Annotated in this window: 14 protein-coding genes; 4 read left to right on the top strand and 10 right to left on the bottom strand. The window is 66.9% G+C overall.

What is annotated here, in order from left to right; all coding sequences use genetic code 11:
* Positions 1 to 16: 16 nt before the first annotated feature.
* From ACLIIZ_RS13105 to ACLIIZ_RS13090, 4 genes are all read right to left on the bottom strand, one after another.
* Positions 17 to 2,242, bottom strand: a complete 2,226-nt coding sequence (locus ACLIIZ_RS13105) for an Orn/Lys/Arg family decarboxylase (protein ID WP_416692769.1) — start codon at positions 2,240 to 2,242, stop codon at positions 17 to 19.
* Positions 2,243 to 2,312: 70 nt separating this feature from the next.
* A complete protein-coding gene (dcd, locus tag ACLIIZ_RS13100) occupies positions 2,313 to 2,879 on the bottom strand; it encodes a dCTP deaminase (RefSeq protein WP_416692768.1) in 567 nt (188 codons plus the stop codon).
* Positions 2,880 to 2,953: 74 nt separating this feature from the next.
* Entirely contained in the window at positions 2,954 to 4,045 is a 1,092-nt protein-coding gene (gene apbC / locus ACLIIZ_RS13095; protein ID WP_416692766.1) for an iron-sulfur cluster carrier protein ApbC, read from the bottom strand.
* 75 nt (positions 4,046 to 4,120) lie between these two features.
* Entirely contained in the window at positions 4,121 to 4,804 is a 684-nt protein-coding gene (locus tag ACLIIZ_RS13090; RefSeq protein WP_416692764.1) for a response regulator transcription factor, read from the bottom strand.
* A gap of 170 nt (positions 4,805 to 4,974) precedes the next feature.
* On the opposite strand from ACLIIZ_RS13090, the gene metG reads away from it, so the two are divergent.
* Together metG and ACLIIZ_RS13080 are read left to right on the top strand one after the other, a co-directional pair.
* Positions 4,975 to 7,056, top strand: a complete 2,082-nt coding sequence (gene metG, locus ACLIIZ_RS13085) for a methionine--tRNA ligase (RefSeq protein ID WP_416692762.1) — start codon at positions 4,975 to 4,977, stop codon at positions 7,054 to 7,056.
* A gap of 396 nt (positions 7,057 to 7,452) precedes the next feature.
* Entirely contained in the window at positions 7,453 to 7,707 is a 255-nt protein-coding gene (locus ACLIIZ_RS13080; RefSeq protein WP_416692761.1) for a hypothetical protein, read from the top strand.
* On the opposite strand, the gene ACLIIZ_RS13075 is transcribed toward ACLIIZ_RS13080, so the two are convergent.
* The gene (locus ACLIIZ_RS13075) at positions 7,704 to 7,895 is read right to left on the bottom strand and encodes a CopG family transcriptional regulator (protein ID WP_416692759.1); all 192 of its coding nucleotides are present in this window, start codon (positions 7,893 to 7,895) and stop codon (positions 7,704 to 7,706) included. The genes ACLIIZ_RS13080 and ACLIIZ_RS13075 overlap by 4 nt on opposite strands.
* A 110-nt stretch (positions 7,896 to 8,005) precedes the next feature.
* Between ACLIIZ_RS13075 and ACLIIZ_RS13070 the strand changes: the two genes are divergently transcribed.
* Complete coding sequence (locus ACLIIZ_RS13070; RefSeq protein WP_416692902.1) at positions 8,006 to 9,697, top strand: SulP family inorganic anion transporter; 1,692 nt, start codon at positions 8,006 to 8,008, stop codon at positions 9,695 to 9,697.
* 3 nt (positions 9,698 to 9,700) lie between these two features.
* Positions 9,701 to 10,042 (top strand): zinc ribbon domain-containing protein YjdM, encoded by a 342-nt coding sequence (locus ACLIIZ_RS13065; RefSeq protein WP_416692757.1) that lies wholly within the window; start codon positions 9,701 to 9,703, stop codon positions 10,040 to 10,042.
* On the opposite strand, the gene ACLIIZ_RS13060 is transcribed toward ACLIIZ_RS13065, so the two are convergent.
* The 5 genes from ACLIIZ_RS13060 to ACLIIZ_RS13040 are packed head-to-tail and all read right to left on the bottom strand — an operon-like array spanning position 10,043 to position 17,698.
* Entirely contained in the window at positions 10,043 to 10,243 is a 201-nt protein-coding gene (locus ACLIIZ_RS13060; protein ID WP_416692755.1) for a hypothetical protein, read from the bottom strand. It abuts the gene before it with no gap.
* A gap of 3 nt (positions 10,244 to 10,246) precedes the next feature.
* Positions 10,247 to 11,716 carry a complex I subunit 4 family protein gene (locus ACLIIZ_RS13055; RefSeq protein ID WP_416692754.1) on the bottom strand — a complete coding sequence of 490 codons (1,470 nt, stop codon included), beginning with the start codon at positions 11,714 to 11,716 and terminating at the stop codon, positions 10,247 to 10,249.
* Positions 11,713 to 13,206, bottom strand: a complete 1,494-nt coding sequence (locus tag ACLIIZ_RS13050) for a complex I subunit 4 family protein (RefSeq protein WP_416692752.1) — start codon at positions 13,204 to 13,206, stop codon at positions 11,713 to 11,715. The genes ACLIIZ_RS13055 and ACLIIZ_RS13050 overlap by 4 nt, the downstream gene beginning before the upstream one ends.
* The gene (locus ACLIIZ_RS13045) at positions 13,206 to 14,729 is read right to left on the bottom strand and encodes a proton-conducting transporter transmembrane domain-containing protein (RefSeq protein ID WP_416692750.1); all 1,524 of its coding nucleotides are present in this window, start codon (positions 14,727 to 14,729) and stop codon (positions 13,206 to 13,208) included. Before ACLIIZ_RS13045 ends, ACLIIZ_RS13050 begins: the two co-directional genes overlap by 1 nt.
* Positions 14,726 to 17,698, bottom strand: coding sequence for a DUF2309 domain-containing protein (locus ACLIIZ_RS13040; RefSeq protein WP_416692749.1), 2,973 nt, complete (start codon positions 17,696 to 17,698; stop codon positions 14,726 to 14,728). The genes ACLIIZ_RS13045 and ACLIIZ_RS13040 overlap by 4 nt, the downstream gene beginning before the upstream one ends.

The raw sequence follows: 17,698 nt of genomic DNA, 5'->3' as shown, positions 1-17,698 counted from the left end.
CCGCCGACAAGCGGGGTCAGCGCACGCAATCGACGTAGTACTCGCCGTCCTCGCGCTTGACCAGGCCGTGGATGTCGGTCTCGAAGCCGGGGAAGCGGGCGTTGAAGTCGCGCGCGAACTTCAGGTAACGGACGATGGTGGCGTTGAAGCGCTCACCCGGAATCAGTAGCGGGATGCCCGGCGGGTAGGGCGTCAGCAGCACCGAGGTGATGCGGTCTTCGAGTTCGTCGAGGCGGACACGCTCGATCTCGCGGTGCGCCATGCGCGCCCAGGCGTCGGCCGGACGCATCGCCGGCACCATGTCCGAGAGGTACATCTCGGTGGTCAGGCGAGCGACGTCGTTTTCCTTGTACACCGCGTGGATCTGCTTGCACAGGTCCTTGAGGCCCATGCGCTCGTAGCGCGGGTGCTTCTGCACGAACTCGGGCAGCACCTTCCACAGCGGCTGGTTCTTGTCGTAATCGTCCTTGAACTGCTGCAGCGCGGTAACCAGCGTGTTCCAGCGGCCCTTGGTGATGCCGATGGTGAACATGATGAAGAAGCTGTAGAGGCCGCACTTCTCGACGATGACCCCGTGTTCGGCGAGGTACTTGGTGACGATCGCTGCCGGGATGCCGCGCTCGCCGAAGTCGCCATCGACGTCAAGGCCGGGGGTGATGATCGTCGCTTTGATCGGGTCGAGCATGTTGAAGCCTTCGGCGAGTTTGCCAAAGCCGTGCCAGCGGTGGCCGGGCTTCAACATCCAGGCATCGCGCTCCTCGATGCCTTCCTCGGACAGGTCGTCCGGCCCCCAGACCTTGAACCACCAACCGGTGCCCCATTCCTCGTCGACCTTGCGCATGGCGCGGCGGAAGTCGAGCGCCTCGGCGATCGATTCCTCGACCAGGGCGGTGCCGCCCGGCGCTTCCATCATCGCCGCGGCGACGTCGCACGAGGCGATGATCGAGTACTGCGGCGAGGTCGAGGTATGCATCAGGTAGGCCTCGTTGAAGGCATCGCGGTCGAGGTGGCGTTCCTCGCAGTCCTGGACGAGGATCTGCGAGGCTTGCGAAAGGCCGGCGAGCAGCTTGTGCGTCGATTGCGTGGCGAAGATCATCGATTCCTTGCAACGCTGGCGGTCGGCGCCGATGGCGTGATAATCGCCGTAGAAATCATGGAAGGCGGCGTGCGGCAGCCAGGCCTCGTCGAAATGCAGGGTGTCGATCTTGCCGTCGAGCATCTCCTTGATGTCCTCGACGTTGTAGAGCACGCCGTCGTAGGTCGACTGGGTGATCGTCAGCACGCGCGGCTTCGCCGTCTTGTCCTCGATGAAGGGGTTGGCATCAATCTTCTTCTGGATGTTTTCCCAGGCGAATTCGCTCTTCGGGATCGGCCCGATGATGCCGAAGTTGTTGCGCGTCGGCATCAGGAACACCGGGATGGCGCCGGTCATGATGATCGAGTGCAGGATCGACTTGTGGCAGTTGCGGTCGACGACGACGATGTCGCCCGGCGCCACGGTCGAGTTCCAGACGATCTTGTTCGAGGTCGAGGTGCCGTTGGTGACGAAGTAGAGGTGGTCGCAGTTGAAGATGCGCGCGGCGTTGCGCTCGGAGGCGGCAACCGGGCCGGTGTGGTCGAGCAGCTGGCCGAGCTCTTCCACGGCGTTGCACACGTCGGCGCGCAGCATGTTCTCGCCGAAGAACTGGTGGAACATCTGGCCGACCGGGCTCTTCAGGAAGGCGACGCCGCCCGAGTGGCCGGGGCAGTGCCAGGAGTAGGAGCCGTCGGCGGCGTAGTGGGTCAGCGCGCGGAAGAAGGGCGGCGGCAGGCTGTCGAGGTAGGCGTGCGCCTCGCGCTTGATGTTGCGGGCGATGAATTCCGGCGTGTCCTCGTGCATGTGGATGAAGCCGTGCAGTTCGCGCAGGATGTCGTTCGGGATGTGACGGCTGGTGCGCGTCTCGCCGTGCAGGAAGATCGGGATCTCGGCGTTCTTGTGGCGGATTTCGCCGACGAAGGCGCGCAGTTCGGCGAGCGTCTCCTCCGGTTCGAGCGCCAGTTCCTCGTCGTCGATCGACAGGATGAAGGCCGACGCCCGGCTCTGCTGCTGGGCGAACGAGGTCAGGTCGCCATAGCTGGTGACGCCCAGCACTTCCAGCCCCTCGCTCTGCAAGGCGTCGGCCAGGGCGCGGATCCCCAGCCCGGAGGCGTTTTCGGAACGGAAGTCTTCATCGATGATGATGACCGGAAAATGGAAGCGCATGGTGTATCCCCAAAAGCGGCGACCCGCCGCAGCGGGTCGGAGAATAAGCGGTTTACGTTACGGAATGCGGTCAGATCTTGGGCAGGGTGACGCCTTCCTGCCCCTGGTACTTGCCACCGCGATCCTTGTACGAGGTCTCGCAGACTTCGTCGGACTCGAAGAACAGCACCTGGGCGCAGCCTTCGCCGGCGTAGATCTTGGCCGGCAGCGGCGTGGTGTTCGAGAATTCGAGCGTGACATGGCCTTCCCATTCCGGCTCGAAAGGCGTCACGTTGACGATGATGCCGCAGCGCGCATAGGTCGATTTGCCGAGGCAGACGGTGAGCACCGAGCGCGGGATGCGGAAGTATTCCATGGTGCGCGCCAGCGCGAAGGAGTTCGGCGGAATGATGCAGACGTCGGATTCGATCTCGACGAAGGACTTCGGGTCGAAGTTCTTGGGATCGACAACGGTCGAATTGATGTTGGTAAACACCTTGAATTCGCGCGCGCAGCGGATGTCGTAGCCGTAGCTCGAGGTACCGTAGGAGACGATCTTCTGGCCGTTCGCCTCGCGCACCAGTTCCGGCGCGAACGGCTCGATCATGCCGTGTTCCTGCGCCATGCGGCGTATCCACTTGTCCGATTTGATGGCCATACGGGAATCCTGCGGTCAACCAAAAATAAAGGCGGGATTTTACCCGCCTTTATTCGCTGCAATGTGTAAAAAAATCAGGTGTTCTGGACGACGATGTTGGGGAACTTCGAACTCATGTCCTTGGCCTTTTCGGCGACCTTGACCGCCACCCGGCGGGCGATGCGACGATAGATTTCGGCGGCCGGCGAATCCGGCGCGCCAACCACCGTCGGCTTGCCGCCGTCGGCCATCTGGCGGATGCTCATTTCCAGCGGCAGGCTGCCCAGGAACTCGACGTCGTAGTCCTTGCACATCTGCTCGCCGCCGCCTTCACCGAAGATGTGCTCGGCGTGACCGCAGTTCGAACAGACGTGGATGCTCATGTTCTCGACGATGCCGAGGATCGGGATGTTCACCTTCTCGAACATCTTCAGCCCCTTGCGCGCGTCGATCAGGGCGATGTCCTGCGGCGTGGTGACGATCACCGCGCCGGTCACCGGCACTTTCTGCGCCAGCGACAATTGCGTGTCGCCGGTACCCGGCGGCATGTCGACGATCAGGTAATCGACGTCCTGCCAGTGCGTCTCGTTGAGCAACTGGTCGAGTGCCTGCGCCACCATCGGCCCGCGCCAGACCATCGGCGTCTCGACATCGACCATGAAACCGATCGACATCGCCTGCACGCCGTAAGCCTCGAGCGGCTCCATCCGCTTGCCGTCGAGCGATTCCGGCTGGCGACCGGCCAACCCCAGCATCTGCGGCTGCGACGGGCCGTAGATATCGGCGTCGAGCAAGCCGACCCGGGCGCCTTCCTGAGCCAGCGCCAACGCCAGGTTGACCGCCGTCGTACTCTTGCCGACGCCGCCCTTGCCGGAGGCGACGGCGATGATGTTGCGCACCCCCGGCAGCAGCTTGACGCCGAGCTGGACGGCGTGGGCGACGATGTTGCTGGAGACGCGGACAGCAATCCTGCCGGCGCCCGGCAACGCGGCCAGCGCATCGACGATCTGCTGGCGGATGATCTCGTGCTGGCTGTTCGCCGGGTAGCCGAGTTCGATGTCGAAGGCGACCCCGTCGGCATCAAGGCGCAGATTCTTCAGGCACTTGCCGGCAAGATAGCTCTTCCCGGTATTGGGATCGATGGTTTCGGCCAGGACATTTCTGACCTGCTGTTCGGTAAGGCTCATGGACACTCCGCTTGGGCTGGCGTCGGACAATACCCGACTGATTTCGTAGAGTATAGCCCAAAGCCGCGCCGCAAATCAGCCGGAGACGGTATCCAGGCGATAACCCTGGCCGTAGACCGAGGTCAGCATCAGGCCGCTTTCGCCGGACAGGCCGAGCTTCTTGCGCAAGCGGCTGGCGTGGGTATCGACGGTACGCGTATCGACGTCGGTCTCGCGCGCCCAGACGGCGGCCAGCAGTTCCTCACGCGGCAGCACCCGGCCGATGTTCTTCAGGAAGACGGCGGCGAGGTCGAACTCGCGCTGCGTCAGGTCAACTTCCTGGCCCGCCAGACGAACCCGCCGGCCCTCGATATCGACTTCGATGTTGCCGACGCGCAGCAGATCCGGCTGTTTGGCCCGGCGCCGGCGCAGCAGCGCATCGACGCGGGCGAGGAATTCCATGTAGCGGACCGGCTTCGGCACGTAATCGTCGGCGCCCAGGCGCAGGATGTCGGAGGCGTGCTCTTCCTCCGTGCGCGCGGTACAAACGACGATCGGCACATCCCAGCCGTAACGCTCGCGGATCTTGCCGACCAGCACGTCGCCGCCGATATCGGGCAGAACCCAGTCCACGACGTAGAAATCGAAGCTGCGCGTGGCCAGCACGTCGAGAAAGGACTGCCCGTCGGCAAACACCTCGACCTGATAGCCCTCGCTCTTCAACAAAGCCTTCAGCACTTCGGCCTGACTACGGCTGTCCTCGATAACGGCAAAATTCATAATCCCTCCTGGATAGGACGAATTCTGCCCAGCACTGGCCGCCGGATCAACTGATAAATGTATCAATCCACGCTTGCGACATCCAGCTTTCTCCCGCGCCGCAACAAGCCCTCCCTCGGCTTTGGGCCAGAGCGCGGTAGAATCCGGGTTTTGCTCAACTCCGTCGCCCCATGTCGCGCAAGATCCTCGTCACCTCCGCCCTGCCCTACGCCAACGGCGCCATCCACCTCGGCCACCTCGTCGAATACATCCAGACCGACATCTGGGTGCGCTTCCAGAAGATGTCCGGCAACGAATGCTGGTACGTCTGCGCCGACGACACGCACGGCACGCCGATCATGTTGCGCGCCGAAAAAGAGGGGATCACGCCGGAACAACTGATCGCCCGCGTCCATGGTGAGCACTCGCGCGACTTCGCCGGCTTCCTGGTCGGCTTCGACAACTATTACAGCACCCACTCGCCGGAGACCCGCGACTGCGCCAATGACATCTACGGCAAGCTCAAGGCCGCCGGCCTGATCGAGGTTCGTTCGATCGAGCAGTACTACGACCCGGTCAAGCAGATGTTCCTGCCCGACCGCTTCATCAAGGGCGAATGCCCGAAGTGCCACGCCAAGGACCAGTACGGCGACAACTGCGAAGTCTGCGGCGCCGCCTACGCGCCGACCGACCTGATCGAGCCGTTCTCGGCCGTCTCCGGCGCCAAGCCGGAACTGCGTCACTCCGACCACTATTTCTTCAAGCTCTCCGACCCGCGCTGCGAAGCCTTCCTGCGCGAATACACCAGCAGTGGCGTGCTCCAGGCGGAAGCCGCCAACAAGATGCAGGAATGGCTGGGCGCCCCCGGCGACAACAAGCTGTCCGACTGGGACATCTCGCGCGACGCGCCCTACTTCGGCTTCGAGATTCCCGACGCGCCGGGCAAGTACTTCTACGTCTGGCTCGACGCGCCGATCGGCTACATGGGCTCGTTCCGCAACCTGTGCGCCAAGCGGGGCCTCGATTTCGACGAATATTTCCGCAAGGACTCGGCAACCGAGCTCTACCACTTCATCGGCAAGGACATCCTCTACTTCCACGCGCTGTTCTGGCCGGCCGAGCTGCAGCACGCCGGCTACCGCACGCCGACCAAGATCTTCGCGCACGGCTTCCTCACCGTCGACGGCGCCAAGATGTCGAAGTCGCGCGGCACCTTCATCACCGCCGAGAGCTTCCTGAACAGCGGCATGAACCCGGAATGGCTGCGCTACTACTTCGCCGCCAAGCTGTCGAACACGATGGAAGACATCGACCTCAGCTTCGACGACTTCGTCGCCCGCGTGAATTCGGACCTGGTCGGCAAGTACGTCAACATCGCCAGCCGCGCCGCCGGCTTCATCGCCAAGCGTTTCAACGGCCAACTGGCGCCGGCCGACGACAGCCTGCCGGCGATCCGCGCCATCCGCGATGCGGCGCCGCGTATCGCCGAACTGTTCGAAGCACGCGAATTCAGCAAGGCGATCCGCGAGATCATGGCCCTGACCGACGGCGCCAACCAGTACGTCGACAGCGTCAAGCCCTGGGAACTGGCCAAGCAGGAAGGCAAGGACAGCGAACTGCACGCCGCCTGCTCGAACGCGCTCAACCTGTTCCGCCTGCTCACCGTGCTCCTGAAGCCGGTGCTGCCGGCCACCGCCGCCAAGGTCGAGGCCTTCATGAACCTGGCGCCGCTGACCTGGGCCGACGCCGGCACGCTGCTCGCCGGCGGCCACGCGATCAACGCCTACAGCCACCTCATGACGCGCGTCGACGCCAAGCAGATCGAAGCGCTGATCGAGGCCAACAAGCAGTCGCTGGCCCCGGCCACCGCCGAAGCGCCGGCCAAGCCGGCCGCCAAGGCAGTCGAAAAGAAGGAAGCCCCGGCCAGCAGCGACGGCCTGTGCAGCATCGACGACTTCATGAAGGTCGACCTGCGCATCGCGAAAATCGTCAATGCCGAGCACGTCGACGGCGCCGACAAGCTGGTGCGCCTGACCCTGGACCTCGGCGAAGAAAAGACGCGCAACGTCTTCGCCGGCATCAAGGCGGCCTACGACCCGGCGCAACTGGTCGGCCGGCTGACCGTGATGGTCGCCAACCTGGCGCCGCGCAAGATGAAGTTCGGCCTCTCCGAAGGCATGGTGCTCGCCGCTTCCGACCTCGACGGCAAGACGCCGGGGCTCTATCTGCTGGCGCCCGACAGCGGGGCGCAACCCGGCATGCGGGTCAAGTAAGAGCAAGAAAAACCCGGGCCGCGACAGCGGCCCAATTCTTTTGCACCGCAGCATTTTCGCCCAACTCTTAAAGCGTTACTTTAAGTTTGGCGGTCAATAGCCACCCCGGCATAGAGGTTTTCGATCTATCCACAAAACCTGTGGATAAGTCTGTTGGTTATTTGCGGGATACATCGCTAAGTGACCGCCCCACAAGGCTTTTCCTTACCCTGCGCAAAACTTGCGCAAATCCATAAGCCACTGATTTCACGCAACTAATTGGCAGACAGTCGAATCTGTCAAATTCACCAGCGACCGCACAAAGCCGGCCGCGATGAAAATCCGGCGCTGTGCATAACCAAGCTTGACAAAGCCGCTTGTCAAGCCCGAAACGCATTTTTTTGTCAGAATGGCGCAATGAAAGCCCAGCCCCGCCACCTTCGCTCCCGCCTGCTCGGCTACCTGCTGGCCGACCTGTTCGGTTTCCTTTGCCTCGCCCTCGGCGTCGCCTGGTTCGCTGGCGGCACTGGCGTGATCCTCGACAGTTTTCCGCGCAGCACCGCGGAAGCGCTAGCCAGCGCTGGCGGCGGGCTGGTCGTCATGGTCTGGGCGATCGGCCGCATCCTGCGCGAACTCGGACGCCTGGCGCCGCCCCGCGCGGATGGCGATTAATCGCCGCGTACCGAAGCGCGCAGCCAGTCCGGCAATTCGCGTTCGCCGGCATTGTCAATGATGTACTGACGGATCAGCCGGCGCACGACCTGCGACGGCGTCAGATCCTGCGCGGCACAAATTTCCTCGAAGATCTGCTTCTTCCTCGGGTCGATCAACAGCGTCAGGCGGGCAGTGCGTTTCTCCATGAGTCTTCTCTAGTCGTATTCCTTCGTCGTGATATTAACATACGATTAACATTGACGATTAATAGCATACTCATATAATGCAACGCTTCTCTCCCCGAGTGCGCGTCATGATGAAGATCGCCTTCCGTCCCAAGCTGCTGGATTGCCTGCCGACTTACGACCGGGCCCAGTTCGGCAAGGACCTCGGCGCCGGGATCACCGTCGGCGTTCTCGCGCTGCCGTTGGCGATGGCCTTCGCTATTGCCTCCGGGGTGTCGCCGACTGCCGGCATCTGGACCGCCATCGTCGCCGGCCTGATCATTTCGCTGCTCGGCGGTTCGCGGGTGCAGATCGGCGGCCCGACCGGCGCCTTCATCCCCATCATCTACGGCATCGTCGCTGCCCACGGCTTCGCCAACCTGCTCGGCGCCACCATGCTCGCCGGCGTCATGCTGCTGGCCATGGGCCTGACGCGCATGGGCCAGTTGATCCGCTTCATCCCGGTGACCGTCGTCATCGGCTTCACCAACGGCATCGCCGTCGTCATCTTCCTCGCCCAGATCAAGGATTTCTTCGGCCTCACCATCGCCAGCCTGCCGGCCGAGTTCTTCGCCCGGATCAAGGTGCTGGCGGCACACGCGCATACCGTCGACCTGCCGACACTGGCGCTGTCGATCGCCTGCTTGATCTTCCTGCTTTTCTACAACCGGCTGGCACAACGTTTCGCGCCGCTGCGCCGGGCGCCCGGCCCGCTCGCCGTGCTGGTCGTCGGCACCGTCGCCGCCTGGGCGCTCGACCTGCCGGTCGAAACCATCGGCAGCCGCTTCAACGGCATTCCACAGGAACTGCCGGCTTTCGGTTTGCCCGCCATGTCGATCCACGACTTCGGCAAGCTGATCTCGCCGGCGATCACCATTGCCCTGCTCGGCGCCATCGAATCGCTGCTCTCGGCGCGCGTCGCCGACAGCCAGATCGACGACCGCCACGACCCCAACCAGGAACTCGTCGCCCAGGGCCTGGCCAACATCGTCGCCCCGCTCTGCGGCGGCTTCGCGGCAACCGGCGCGATCGCCCGCACCTCGACCAACGTCAAGTCCGGCGGACGCACGCCGATCGCCGGCATCATCCACGCGCTGACGCTGCTCGCCGTCGTCCTGGTCGCCGCGCCGCTCGCCGCCTACGTGCCGCTGGCGACGCTGTCGGCGATCGTCATGGTGGTCGCCATCAACATGGGCGAATGGCACGAGTTCAAGGAACTGCACCGCTATTCGTGGAACTACCGCCTGATCCTGGTCAGCGTTTTCCTGGTCACCGTGCTCTTCGACCTGACCATCGCCGTCGAACTTGGCATGGTGCTGGCCAGCCTGTTCTTCATCTACCGCATGTCCGAACTGACCCGCATCGAGCGCCTGCCGCTCGACGATGAAGCGCAGGAGCCGCACCTGCTCTACCCCGACGGCACGCTGCGCGTCGCCGCCTGGCAGTTGTACGGTTCGCTGTTCTTCGGCGCCGTGAACAAGCTCGAAGAACTGCTCGATCCGCGCGCCGGCCACCCCGAGGTTGTGATCCTCGACACCACCCGCCTGGTCCAGCTCGACACCACCGGCCTCGAAGGCCTGGAAAACCTGCGCGACAAGCTGGCCAAGCGCGGCTGCACGCTGCTCCTGTGCGGCCTCAATTCGCAACCCGGCTCGCTGCTCTACCGCGCCGGCTTCATCGACGCCGTCGGCGACGACAACGTCTGCGCCGACCTCCCGCACGCCATCGCGCGTGCCCACCGCCTGCTGCCCAACCTGATGGGCGGCCACCAGGAAGAATACTGAACCATGAGCGCCCTGCCCAACTGCCCGCAATGCAACTCCGCCTTCACCTACGAGGACGGCCCGCTCTACATCTGCCCCGAATGCGCCCATGAGTGGCCGAAGGACGGCCCGGCCGTCGCCGAAGAAGAAGCCAAGGTCTGGCGTGACGCCAACGGCAACGAACTCAAGGACGGCGACAGCGTCACCGTGATCAAGGACCTGAAGATCAAGGGCTCGTCGTCGGTGGTCAAGGTCGGCACCAAGGTCAAGAACATTCGCCTGATCGACGGCGACCACGACATCGACTGCAAGATCGACGGCATCGGCGCCATGCAGTTGAAGTCGGAATTCGTCAAGAAGGCCTGATCAGCCGGGCGCCGGCTTGCCCGGCGTGAAATAGAGGCAGGGCTGCCCCGACGACGCGATGACGTCGCGCATCGGCTCGCGCGCGCTCTTGAAGCCGAGCTGGCGGCAGCCGTAGGGAAAATCGGCGTCGAAGGTGATGTAGTAGTGGCGGCAGCCGCGGCAACGCGGCCGCTCCGGCGCCTGTGCAGAGGTCGCTGCCATCGCCTAGCCCCGCTGCAGCCCGGCCGCCCAGGCCTCCGCCGACGGGCGCACGATATCCAGCCAGGGCGCCGGATAGACGCCGATGCCGACGATCATCGCGATCAGCGCCAGCAGGACCCACCACTCTGCTGGCCGCAGATCGCTGGCGCTGGCCACCGCCGGCTGCGTCAGCGGCCCGAAGAAGGCCTTGCGGTAGAGGGCGAGAAAGGCGCCGGCGGCGATCGCCAACCCGAACAGCGCCGCCATGCCGGCCCCGGTGTAGCGATCCAGCGTCGCCAGGATGAGCAGGAACTCAGCCGGAAAGCTGCTCGTCCCCGGCATGCCGACGCCGGCCAGGCCGCACATCAGCACCCCGCTGGCGAGCAACGGCATGGTCCGGGCCGCCCCGCCCAGCGCCTGGACGTCGGTCGACCCGGTGCGCTGGCGCAGGCATTCGAGCAGCAGCATGCCGCCGCCGCTCGCCACCGTGAAGCTGAGCAGCAACGAGATCGCCCCCTGCGCGCCCTGCCCGGAGAGCGTCGACAGACCGAGTGTTGCCAGCCCGACGTGGCAGATGCTGGCGTAGGCCATGCCGACGCGCAGGTTGCTGTGCGCCAGGACGCCGACCGCGCCGTAGATCAGCGTCACCGTGCCGAACCCGGCGAGCAGCCAGTGCCAGTCCTGCGCCGCCTGCGGCGCCAACGGAATGGCGAACCTGACCAGCCCGTAGGCGCCGACCTTCAGCCCGAGCAGCAGCGCGCTCAGGCTGGCCGGCGCCGCCAGCGCGAACTGCGGTAGCCAGGTATGCAGCGGCACCAGCGGCAGCTTGAGGCCGAAGCCGATCAGCATCAGGACGAGGACGATGCGCTGCTCGCGCAGCGGCAGCGGATGGCCGAGCAAGACCGTCAGGTCGAAACTGCCGCCGCCGCTGCCGACGACGACAAAGGCCAGCAGCAGCGGAAAGCCGCCGGCGAGCATGATCAGCACGTAGCGCGCGGCGACCTGCGGCGCCCCGGCGGTGGCGCCCCAGCGCGCCAGCAGGAAATAGACCGGAACCAGGCTGAATTCCCAGAAGACGAAGAAGACGATCAGGTCGATCGCACAGAAGATGCCCAGCGTCGCCGCCAGCAGAAGCAGGAGCAGGCTGTGGAAGAGGCGCGGCGCGTTGGCGCCGGCGTCGCCGGCGACAGTCAGCGCGCCGAGGAAGAGCAATGCGGTCGCCGGCAGGAAGAGCACCGACAGCCCATCCACCGCGAGCAGCCAGTCGACGCCGAGCCCGGTCAGCCACGGCCAGCGTTCCATGAGCTGGAAACCGGCCGTCTCCGGACGATAGGAAAACAGCGCCAGCGTCGCCAGCGCCAGCACCGCCGCCAGCGCGACGAAAGTCGCCGGCCGCGCCAGGCGGGCCGGCAACAGCCAGAGCAGCCCGGCGGCGGCAACCGGCAGCAACACCAGCAGCGAGAGCACGGGCAGTTCAGGAAACAGCGGGCTCATTGGACGAACCTCGCGGCCAGCGCCTGGCTGGCGGTATCGGTCAGGCGCAGCCAGGGTTCGGTGAAGAAGCCGATCGCCAGCAGCGCCGCCAGGGCGATGCCGCAGACCGCGTATTCCATCGCCAGCGTCCGGTCCACGTCGCGCCCCGCCGTCTTCTCCTGCGACAGGAAGGCCTTCTGGAAGGCCCAGAGCAGGAAGCCGGCGGCGGCCACGTTGCCGAGCGCGGTAGCGACCGTGGACAGCGCGCCGAAGCGGTCGATCGCCGCCTCCAGCACCAGGTGGGCGGCGTCAAAACCGGGCGTGCCGGGCATGCCGACGATGGCCAGACCACAGGTCAGGAAGGCGACGGCGAGGAAGGGAATGCGCTCGAACAGGCCGGACAGTTCGCCCAGTTCGGTAGTCCCGGTGCGCCGGAAGACGAAACCGACGATGAACCACATGCCGGTCACCGCCAACCCGAAGTTGGCGGCGAGCAGCACCGCCCCCTGGATGCCGGCGCTGTGCAGGCTGAACAGGCCGATCACCAGCAGGCTGGTATGGCTGACCACGGCAAAGGCGAGCAGCCGGCGCAGGTTGCTCTGCAGGAAGGCGAGCGCGGCGGTGAAGAAGACGCCGGCCATGGCGAAGCCGACGACGTAGGGCTGCCAGGCGAGGACAGCGTCCGGCGTCAGCGGCAGGACGAAGCGGGCCATGCCGTAGATGCCGACCTTGACCCCGACCATCAGCGCCGGCGCCACCGCGATCAGCCCGTGCTGCGCCATGTTGGGCAGCCAGCCGTGCAGCGGGAAGAGCGGTGTGCGAACCGCCAGACCGTAGAACAGCAGGTAGAAGGCGGCGGTCTGGAACTTGCCGGCGGGCAGCGTGCCGCTCAGGTCGAAGAGGTCGAAGCTCCAGCGCCCGCCGGTGTTTTCGGCATAGCCCCAGCCGAGCACGAAGCAGCCGGCGACGAAGAGCGCCAGCCCGAAACCCTGGTACTGGATGAAGCGCGCCAGCGCCTGGGTCTCGGCGCGCGACGACGCCCAGCGCCGCAGCAGATAAACCACCGCCCACAGTTCCAGCGCCGAGAAGAAGGCGAACCAGGCGATATTGACCGTGACCAGCATGCCGACCAGCCCCGCCTCGGCCAGCAGCAGCACCGAGAACAGGCGGCCCGGCGAGATCATGCCGCGGCTCATCCCGTACAGCGTCATCAGCAGCGTCAGCAGCGCCGCCAGCAGCAGGAAAACGATGGCAATGCCGTCGACCGCGACGTGGTAGCCGAGCAGCGCCCCGCGTTCCGCCAGTTGCAGACCGGCCCGCGTCGGGTCGACCTGGGCGGCGACGTAGCCGGCGAAAAGAAGGACGGCCAGCGCGCACAGCTTGCCGCCGAGTACCGCCGCCGGCCGTTCGCCGAGCGCATAGACCAGCGCCGCGCCGGCCAGCGGCAGCAGTTGCAGGAGGGCGAGCAGCGGCAGCGCCGCCTGCTGGAACCAGAAAGTCTCGCTCGGCATCAGAGGATCACCACGAAAGTCGCCATCACCGCCATCATCAGGTAACGCGGTTGTTCGAGCAGCCCCTCCAGCGTCACCAGCCAGCGGCCGGCTTCGCGCAGCAGGCGCTCGGCGGCACCGCCGCGGCCGCGCAGAAGGAGGCGGTTCTCGATGCGTTGCAGGAAATCGGCGAGCAGCGCCAGCAGCCGGCCGGGCAAGCCGTCGGCCTGGACCAGCGGGCGCTCCGGCGCGACCGCCCGACCGCGCCCGGGCTCGCCGATAACGCGGTCGATGAAGTTTTCTTCCAGCGCCCGCACGTCGCGGGCGATTGCCGCGGTCGGCGCGGCGAGCAGGATGATGCCCAGGCGGTCGAGCCAGAAGCGCTGCAGCGCCGCCGTGTACAGCGTCTGGCTGCGCACCAGCCAGCCCGGCGGCGGCGCCGGGCGGCCGCGGGTCAGCTGCAGCCAGGACGGCGCCAGCAGGAACTGCCAGGCGCGCCAGGCAGCGTGCAGGCAGAGGTGCCAGGTGGCCAGCGTCGTCCAGCCGAGGCCGATGGCAACGAACATCAGGCCGACCTGGAAGACCGTGGCGAAGATCAGCGCCGACTTGACGTCGCTCTGCACCAGGCCACACAGCCAGGCATAGAGCGCGGTCAGCGCGCCGATCACGACCAGCGCCACCTGCACGTCGGGCAACTGGGCGAGCAGCGGCGACAGGCGCAGCATCAGGAAGACGCCGGCATGGACCAGCAGCGCGCCGTAGAAGATCGCCGACGACGGCGTCGGTCCCTCCAGCGCCCGGGCGATCCACGGCGTGAACGGCAGTTGCGCCGACTTGGCCAGGGCGGCGACGGCGAAGCCGAGCACCAGCACGCGCAGGTCGACCAGCGACAACTGGGCGTCGAACAGCGCCGGCCACTCGAAACTGCCGGCCCAGTAGGCGGCCAGCCCAAGCGAGAAGAGCAGGCCGGCGTCGCCGACGCGGTTGCTGACGAAGGCGAACAGCGCGTTGCCGGTCGCCAGCGGGCGCTGCCAGGCGTAGCCGATGAGCAGGAAGGAAGCGACCCCGCACATTTCCCAACCGAGGAAGAGCAGCAGCCCGTTGCCGGCCAGCAGCAGCGCCTGCAGCCCGGAAAGGAAGAGACCGAGGACGATGAAGTAGCGATTGAAGCCCGCCTCGCGATGCAGGTAGGCGGCCGAGAAACGCACCACCAGCCAGCCGATCAGCGCACTCAGCGTCGCCACCGGCAGCGACAAGGCGTCGAGCAGGAAGGAAATCTGGCCGCGCCAGTGGGCGGCGGCAAACCACGTGGCGAACACCCGCTGGCCGGGCCAGCCGTGCCAGTACACGGCAAGGTCGATCAGCAGCAGCAGAAGCAGGCTGCCGAGCGCCGCCAGTTCGCTCAAGCGCGCCGTCGGCACTTCGCCGGCATCGCCGGCGCAGCGCCCGAGCAGCACGCGCAGACCAACCACCATGGCGGCGAACAGCGGCAGCAAGGGCACCAGCCAGACGCCGTCGGCGACGTTGCGCAAGAGTTCGATCATGTCACGCCTCCCAGCAGCACGGCCGGCGCCAGCGGCCCGGATTCGCCGGCGAACCAGTCGTGCGAACGCGCCACCTGCGGCAGCACGCGGCTCCCCGCCCAGGGCAGCCAGCCGCGGCGCGGGCAGTAGCGGTGCAGCGCGCCGCTCGTCGGGTCGCGCGCGCCGAGATTGATCCAGGCATTGCCGACCAGTTCCTGCAGAGCCGGCTGACGGGCGACGATGGCGGACAGCACTTCGGGTTTCTGTTCGACGACGACGAGCAGGCGCATCGGCTCGTGGATTTCGACCATCTGCCAGGGCAGGCCGGTGCGCAGATCGGACTCGGCACCTTCCATGACCCCGAACAAGCCGGTCAGGTTGTGGGTGACCTTGGAGCCGCAGCCCCAGGCCTCGTTGTCGACGGTGGAAAAGTAGTATTCGAGGGCGATGCCGGCACCGACCGGGCCGGCGGCGAGCAGGATGCGCTCGACGATGGCACCGTCGCTGTCGGCCTCGGGGTCGTAGGAAATCAGGAACACCCGGCGGTCGAGGAAGAGACCGCGGCTCATCGTCCGCCGGCCGATGAAAGCGGCGGCGTTGGTGGCGTGGCCGAGTTCCGGGCGGGCCTGCGCCGGATCGGCGACGCGGCCGGCGACGTGGCGCATCGCCTGCCACGGGTTCGGCCGCGGCGGCGCCGAGGCGAGCCGGCGGCAACGTTCGACGGCGTGCCAGCGGCAGGCTTCCGAGAGCTTCGCCAGCAACTGGTCGAAATCCGCCTGGTGGCTTGCCGGCAGGCGGTCGAGGTCGTACCACTCGATGCTGTCGTCGCCGGTATGGTGTTCGGCGGCGACGAAATGGCAGGTGGACGGAATGACGATGCCGCGCCCGGCCAGCCCGGCCCGGACTTCGGGGCGGTTGGCCATGGCGGCGAAGACGCGGGCGTTCGGCCCGCCGTGCCGGCCAGAGCAGGCGCCGCAATCGTAGGCCGAGAGGTGCGGGTTGTTGCGACTGCCGGAAGCGTGACCGAACATCAGCACGAGCGGCGCGAAACCGTCGGTGAGGCCGATGGTGCGTAGGAAATCCTCGACCCGCTCGACCTGTTCCTCGTCGCTGAATACCGGCAGCCGGCCGGAATCGTCGCTGGCCGCGCGCGTCAGCACCGGTTCGCTGGCGACCCGGCCGTCAAATCTTTCGCGCCAGCGCCGGGTCGCCCGCGCCAGCCAGGCTGGCGCCAGCGTCGTCGCGGTCAACGCGGCGAGCGCCGGCAAGCCGGCGGCGGCGGTCAGCAGGGGTCCGGCCAGAGGGGCGCGCCGGGTGTCCTGGTAGAGGCGCTCGCGCCAGCGCAGGCGCAACTCGCGCCGGCGGGCATGGCGGGCGCCGGCGGCCTCGCTGCCAGCCAGGGGCTGCTCGCGCACCAGGCGGTCGGGTGTCACGACCACCGGGCAGAGGGCGATCGGCTGCGCGTCGTCCAGCCCCTGCCAGTACATCGGCAGGCCGAAGAAGCCGGCGGCGCCGAAGGTCTCGATGTCCGGTGCGATCTCCTCGAGGTGGCGGCGCGTGCCTTCCTCGCGGTCATCCATGCACATCACCACCTGCGCCGTCGGCGCCGGCGCGACCTGGCGGCGACCGGCGTTGGCGGCCAGGGCGCCGAACAACTGCTCGCGGTAATGCCCTTCGTAGGCCTCCAGCCAGAGCTGGCCGCGCAATTCCGGCGTCAGTCGCGCCAGTTCGTCGAGCAGCGCCCGCGCTCCGCTCTCGTCGAGGCCGCTCGGCGCCGCCTCTCCCAATTGTTCAAGCAGCCCGGCCAGGGCACGCGCCTCGGCTGCCGCCGCAGCGTCGGCAAAATGGGCGGCGACCGCCGGCACCAGCCCTTCCCAGGCCGCCGCATTGGCCAGCATAGCGGCCGGCGGCACAGCGCACAGCCGGCCGGCGGCCGCCAGCAGGTCTTCCGGCAGGCTGCCAAGGTGCCAGGCGTCGCGGACCAGGAATTCGGCCGGATGCGCCCGGTAATAGGCGTCGAGTTCGGCCAGCCCGCCCGGACTGCCGATCAGCCGGCGCAGCAGTTCGCCGCACAGGCGGCGTTCGAGGAAGACGCGGACGGCCAGGTAATCGACCATCGCCACCGGCACCCCGGCGTCGGCCAGCGGATGCCGGTCGCGGCGCAGGAACATGCCGGACCAGCCGGGCATTTCCAGCGCCAAACGCAGCAGGGTGTCGTACCAGCCCGCCTCGTCCGGCTGCAGCTCGCGCAGTTCCGCCTCGAGCAGGACGACGGCGTCGTCCGGCAGGTGCTGGATCTCGTCGCGGATATCGGGCAGTTCGTCGAGTTCCCAGGCGAGGTCGCGGCCGGCGCTGGCTTTCCAGGCGGCGTAGAAGCCCTGGCCGTGGGCCGGGTTGCGCCAGGCCGCCATGCCCAGATCGAGATGCGCCGCCAGGTGGCGTTGCAGGATGCCGCGCACCGAGGCCAGCACGTCCTCGCCGCTGAGCCGGGCGAACAGGTCGCGCAGGCTGTGCTGGCGGCCGACCCCGGCGGCCAGCGCGGCCCAGCGACGGGCGGCGAATTCCCGCCAGTCCACGGCCGGCGGCGCCGGCAGCAGTTGCCGACAGGCCGCCAGGCGGGCGGCGGCGGGCGGCGCGGTATCGTCGACCAGGAGCGCCGCCAGCCAGACGTCGCGGCGGCGGAGCCCGCCACATAGCGGCACTTCGAGATCGTCGATGCCGGCATCGGCCAGCGCGGCGAGCAGGTCGTCGCGACTGATCCGGCCACTGGCGTAGGCTTCCCGGAAACGCGCCAGCGGCCAGTAGCAGCGCGCCCCGGTCACCGCCTGCGCCGCCGCCAGCGCCTCGGCGAACGGCAGGTGCTGAAAGCCATGCAGGGTGTTGTGGTGGACGAAATCGCGGATCGGCGCCTGCGCCGGCAGGATGTGCTCCAGTTCGGCCAGCCAGTGCCGCAGGCGCTCGTCGCGGGAGGACGGAGGCGTCGCCGTCAT

It is taken from the genome of Azonexus caeni (assembly GCF_048146105.1).
GTDB lineage: Bacteria > Pseudomonadota > Gammaproteobacteria > Burkholderiales > Rhodocyclaceae > Azonexus > Azonexus aromaticus_B.
Note: the sequence above shows the minus strand (reverse complement) of the source record. Positions and strands in the feature narration are given on the sequence as shown.

What these genes read in the sequence shown, in the direction of transcription:
- ACLIIZ_RS13105 (WP_416692769.1), bottom strand. Translation starts at nt 2,242, where the DNA reads ATGCGCTTCCATTTTCCGGTCATCATCATCGATGAAGACTTCCGTTCC.
- dcd (WP_416692768.1), bottom strand. Translation starts at nt 2,879, where the DNA reads ATGGCCATCAAATCGGACAAGTGGATACGCCGCATGGCGCAGGAACAC.
- apbC (WP_416692766.1), bottom strand. Translation starts at nt 4,045, where the DNA reads ATGAGCCTTACCGAACAGCAGGTCAGAAATGTCCTGGCCGAAACCATC.
- ACLIIZ_RS13090 (WP_416692764.1), bottom strand. Translation starts at nt 4,804, where the DNA reads ATGAATTTTGCCGTTATCGAGGACAGCCGTAGTCAGGCCGAAGTGCTG.
- metG (WP_416692762.1), top strand. Translation starts at nt 4,975, where the DNA reads ATGTCGCGCAAGATCCTCGTCACCTCCGCCCTGCCCTACGCCAACGGC.
- ACLIIZ_RS13080 (WP_416692761.1), top strand. Translation starts at nt 7,453, where the DNA reads ATGAAAGCCCAGCCCCGCCACCTTCGCTCCCGCCTGCTCGGCTACCTG.
- ACLIIZ_RS13075 (WP_416692759.1), bottom strand. Translation starts at nt 7,895, where the DNA reads ATGGAGAAACGCACTGCCCGCCTGACGCTGTTGATCGACCCGAGGAAG.
- ACLIIZ_RS13070 (WP_416692902.1), top strand. Translation starts at nt 8,006, where the DNA reads ATGAAGATCGCCTTCCGTCCCAAGCTGCTGGATTGCCTGCCGACTTAC.
- ACLIIZ_RS13065 (WP_416692757.1), top strand. Translation starts at nt 9,701, where the DNA reads ATGAGCGCCCTGCCCAACTGCCCGCAATGCAACTCCGCCTTCACCTAC.
- ACLIIZ_RS13060 (WP_416692755.1), bottom strand. Translation starts at nt 10,243, where the DNA reads ATGGCAGCGACCTCTGCACAGGCGCCGGAGCGGCCGCGTTGCCGCGGC.
- ACLIIZ_RS13055 (WP_416692754.1), bottom strand. Translation starts at nt 11,716, where the DNA reads ATGAGCCCGCTGTTTCCTGAACTGCCCGTGCTCTCGCTGCTGGTGTTG.
- ACLIIZ_RS13050 (WP_416692752.1), bottom strand. Translation starts at nt 13,206, where the DNA reads ATGCCGAGCGAGACTTTCTGGTTCCAGCAGGCGGCGCTGCCGCTGCTC.
- ACLIIZ_RS13045 (WP_416692750.1), bottom strand. Translation starts at nt 14,729, where the DNA reads ATGATCGAACTCTTGCGCAACGTCGCCGACGGCGTCTGGCTGGTGCCC.
- ACLIIZ_RS13040 (WP_416692749.1), bottom strand. Translation starts at nt 17,698, where the DNA reads ATGACGGCGACGCCTCCGTCCTCCCGCGACGAGCGCCTGCGGCACTGG.